Source organism: Joostella atrarenae (genome assembly GCF_021764745.1).
GTDB lineage: Bacteria > Bacteroidota > Bacteroidia > Flavobacteriales > Flavobacteriaceae > Galbibacter > Galbibacter atrarenae.
The window spans coordinates 1-4,662 of the sequence record NZ_JAETXX010000027.1 but is presented as its reverse complement, the minus strand read 5'-3'; the positions used below and the strand labels follow the sequence as shown (position 1 = coordinate 4,662).

The window sequence follows — 4,662 nt, the reverse complement described above, 5'->3', positions numbered from 1 at the left end:
GGGACAGAATGATGTAACTGGTTGTTGGGGAGAAGCAATTAGTATAAATTATTCCATTGAAGGATGTGCACAACCTATATATATAAATACTGTATCCATGCCTGAATCAGAATATGAAATTCGATATAACGATGAACTTATAGAAGGTTTAATAAGTGGACAGTCTTCTAGTGAGACTCAAATAAGTGTAATTACTGAAAATGAGGGTGTCCAAGAGGTTTTTATAAAAGTTTTAAAAGAAGATTATCATAACGAAACTAATTTTAAAATTACTGTTTCTGATACTATGGAGATTAAGATTTTAGTTTTTACTAATGGAAATTGGAAAACATTATCTAACAAATTTTATGAAATTGATGAAAACAAAATATATTTTCTTCCTATAGAATCATTTTCGAACAATTTATTTAAAGCTAATTTAATTGATGGAGTAGTATATGATAACTCTGAACCTCTAGAGTTTAAGATAACTCGAGGAATTGACTTAACAGGATCAGAACTCATTATTAAAAGTATTGAAAATGAAGAATCATTTACAGTAGTACCAGAAACGGATGAAAATAAATATATCTGGGATGGTACAAATGCAAAATCAGGGATCTTTCAATTTATTTTAACTATTCAGGGGGCTGAGTTCAGTGGTCAATTTATAATTAAATAGTAGTGATGTTAATGTTCTTATATCATTTTTTAAGAAATAATTCTAAATACGTGTTATTTTTTTGTTTTGGATTAATTGTGAGTTTTTTACAATCTCAATGCCCAGCTGGTAATATTGATTTATATTCTCAAGCAGAAATAGACCAGTTTATAATTGACTATCCAAATTGTGATGTAATTAATGGAAATGTGAGAATAATAGGAAAGGAGGTTTATGATCTTTCTAAGTTTACATCCTTAAAAATAATAAATGGGACATTAGAAATACAATCAACTGCTGTTTCGGAGATTAGCAATTTTATAAATTTAGAGCGTGTAACAGGAGATTTTATTATTACATATAATAATTCATATTTGCCTGACAAAGAGCCATTATCTAAGTTGGCCAACTTTAACCGTTTAGAAAGCATAGGCGGAAACTTTATTATTGAAAATAACCATTCACTAAATGAGATTGATGATTTTTTAAGTTTGAACACAATCACAGGTAGATTAAGTATAAGTGAGAATTACAATGAATTGGTAACCATTAATGGATTTAATACATTAGAATATGTTGGTGAGATGCTTCGTATAGCTGGGAATTCATCTTTAAGCTCAATATCTGGTTTTAATAAGTTGGTTAATCTTACTGGAACTCTATACATATCGGATAATAAAAAATTAAATTCAATTAATGCTTTTAATTTTCTTGAGACTATTGATGATAGTATCGTTATTGTTAGAAATAATAGCTTGGAAGCTTTTGGAGGCTTCAATACTTTAATAAAGATTGGAAATAGTCTTAATATAACCGATAATTTAAATCTTTTTCAAATATATGGGTTTAAAAATCTCGAAGAAGTTTCTCAATTAATTACTCTTGAAAGATGTCCTTTAAATAGTATTCCTATGTTTGATAACTTAAAAGTTATAGGAAGTGGGATGTCAATATTCAACCTTTCTTTAACAGATATTAGTGGATTCAATAATATACAAGAAATAGGAAGTTTAAATCCTTATTGGGGTAATTTGGATATATATGATAATGATAATCTTGAACAAATCAGTGGGTTCAAAAATCTTCAGAGATTAATAGGGACACTCGGACTTGGAAATAATGAGAAGCTAAATAATATTCTTGGTTTTAGCAAGTTGAGTAAGCTTCGAACTTTGAATATTGCACACAACAGTTCTTTATCTAATTTAGATGGACTAGAAAATCTAATTGAAATATCAGAAACTAATGATTCAGCTTTGTCCATTATAAAGAATACAATACTTAGTGATTGTTCTGCATTATGTAATTTATTAGCAAATGGAAATATTGCAGGTGGGGTAGTATTATACAATCCATCTAAGTGTAGTTCCTTGGAGGAAGTAAGGGAAGCCTGTTTTCCAGATTTTGATGATGATGGAGTATTGGATGCTGTGGACCTTGATGATGATAATGATGGAATATTAGATATTGTTGAGCAACAAGGAGATATGTTAAGAGATTTTGACGGGGATGGATATCCTGATCATCAGGATTTAGATAGTGATAATGATGGGTGTTATGATGTAATTGAAGCTGGGTTTATAGACGATGATGGTGATGGGGTTTTAGGAGATTCAGTTGTTATAGTAGACGCTGAAGGAATGGTAATTAATGTAAAAAATGGTTATACAACTCCAGCAGATATTGACTCTAATGAGATATATGATTTTCAAGAAATAAATATTCTTGATGCTGGAATGGATGGATATGTTGATTTATGTGGAGATGATAAAGTTGTAAATTTATTTAATTATATAGAAGGAGAACCTGATGAAGGAGGGAAATGGAGCCCGACACTAGTAAGTGGTACAGGATATTTTAATCCGGTATTAGATTCATCAGGAACATATACATATACTATCGATAATGGGTTTTGTGGATCGACTTCCTCTCAAGTGAAGGTTTCAGTAAGCCAAATGCCGAATGCAGGTTTAGATGGAATAGTAGTTATATGTGAAAATGAAGAAATAAACTTATATGATTATTTAGGAGGAAGTCCAGATATGGGAGGAACATGGACTCCTGCTTTGAAAAGTAAAACTAGTATTTTTAATCCCTCCATTGATGCTGTAGGTGTTTATACTTATACTGTTGAAAAAGGCAATTGTGGATTGGATACATCTCAAATAAAGGTTTTTATAGATTCAATTCCAGCTAGTTTTGAAGATCAAATAGTTAGACTATGTAAAGATCAGGGAAAAATAAATCTGTTTGATTATATAGAAGGTAAACCTGATATAAGAGGAAAGTGGGTTCCTGAACTACATCAAAAGAATGATACTTTTGATACAAATATAGATTCATCTGGAGTTTATAAATATATCATTGACGGGGGAGCTTGCGGATCTATCTCTACCCAGATAGAAATAATTGTAGAAGATATTCCAAATGCTGGAACGGATACTAAAATTTCTCTTTGTGAGGATAGTTCCTCAATAAACTTATTCGAATATTTAAAGGGTAATCCTGATAAGGGAGGGACATGGTTTCCTATTTTGGGTGCTGATCCAGGAGTTTTTGATCCAGGAATAGATCAATCGGGGGTTTATACATACACAATATCAAATGGTGAATGTCAAGATACATCTGAAATTGAAGTTACAATAAATAACAATGGAAATCCTGGAAAGAATAATATTGTTTCTTTATGTAAGGATGGAGGAGAAGTGGATTTACTTACTTTGTTAAACGGGCTACCTGACACGGGAGGAGTATGGACTCCTACTTTGAAAAGTGGAGGTAATATTTTTGATCCAAAACTAGATACAGAAGGATTATACACCTATACTTTAGAAAATGGTTCTTGTTCAAGTACTTTTTCAACACTTTTAATAGAACTTCATGATCAAGAAGAGATAGAAAATTATGTTATTAAGGTAAACGAGTTAGGTGATAATAATTCTATAGTAATAAATATTAATTCCAGTTTAGCGTATGAATATTCTTTGGATGGAGATCAATATCAAATAGATCCTGTTTTTTCTAATTTAGAATCTGGAAATTATACAGTGTATGTCAGGGAAGTTGGAGGATGTGGATTATTAATAAAATCAATTTCAATTTTAGGATATCCAAAATTTTTCACACCAAATGGCGATGGTTATAATGATACTTGGCAGCTAACTGGTAATGGGGTTCCAAAGCATTATTGGATATATATTTATGATCGTTATGGAAAGCTATTGTTCACTTTAAATGAAAAATCAATGGGATGGGACGGAACTTATAATGGTAAAATGATGGCAGCATCAGATTATTGGTTTAAAATTGAATTAGAAAATAATGAAATAAAATCAGGACATTTTACTTTAAAGAGATAAAAATAGTAGAGTATCACATAAAGTGTGTAGATAAAAAATCATTTCAACCTCTCAGTATAGTACCTAAACGACTCTATGGAAATATTATAAAATTGTAAATTTATTTATTATTTAGTTTATTCAATATTTTTAAGGCTAAACCATGTTTGATTCCATTTTTAAGATTTGAATGATCATCTATTTCCATTAATAATTCTTCAAGACAACCACTAATATATAATCGATGTGATTTGTGTAAATGGGGTGTATGATTATATTTTAATCTTAATTCATTAAGAATAGGATTTAGTTTATCAGACCATTTAGGATCTATTATAATCCTGTGCTCTATAGACTCAATAATCAATTCTTGTTCTTCATTGGCTAAATGTATGGTCATAATCCTATATATTTAATTGAACTTTTTATAACAACTATAACATGCAGGTTTTGAAAAACTGGTCTGTTTTTCATTTCCGCATGAGATACAATACTTCTCAGGATAAGTAATATCTTCAAACCTAACCCACACAGGAAAACACCTTCCACATAGCGGTTTATCTATATTTAACTCGATAGCTGAATGACATCTTATACAAAAACCATTATTTTTATGGGAATGATACACACTATTTTGAGTAATATCCTCTTTTGGCATATGATTATCCCGCTCGGTTCTTGAGG

General features: G+C 30.3%; 3 protein-coding genes and 1 pseudogene. 2 read left to right on the top strand and 2 right to left on the bottom strand.

The features are described 5' to 3' along the window. Positions 1 to 661: hypothetical protein (locus JM658_RS16840; RefSeq protein ID WP_236961040.1), on the top strand; the 661-nt coding region annotated here is incomplete at its 5' end. A 77-nt stretch (positions 662 to 738) separates the two neighbouring features. After that, positions 739 to 3,999 carry a T9SS type B sorting domain-containing protein gene (locus JM658_RS16835; protein WP_236961038.1) on the top strand — a complete coding sequence of 1,087 codons (3,261 nt, stop codon included), beginning with the start codon at positions 739 to 741 and terminating at the stop codon, positions 3,997 to 3,999. Between the two features lie 100 nt (positions 4,000 to 4,099). On the opposite strand, the gene JM658_RS16830 is transcribed toward JM658_RS16835, so the two are convergent. Together JM658_RS16830 and JM658_RS16825 are read right to left on the bottom strand one after the other, a co-directional pair. Continuing rightward, positions 4,100 to 4,378 carry a hypothetical protein gene (locus tag JM658_RS16830; protein ID WP_236961023.1) on the bottom strand — a complete coding sequence of 93 codons (279 nt, stop codon included), beginning with the start codon at positions 4,376 to 4,378 and terminating at the stop codon, positions 4,100 to 4,102. A gap of 12 nt (positions 4,379 to 4,390) precedes the next feature. Beyond that, positions 4,391 to 4,662: pseudogene (locus JM658_RS16825) on the bottom strand (hypothetical protein); the annotation flags it as partial.

What these genes read in the sequence shown, in the direction of transcription:
- JM658_RS16830 (WP_236961023.1), bottom strand. Translation starts at nt 4,378, where the DNA reads ATGACCATACATTTAGCCAATGAAGAACAAGAATTGATTATTGAGTCT.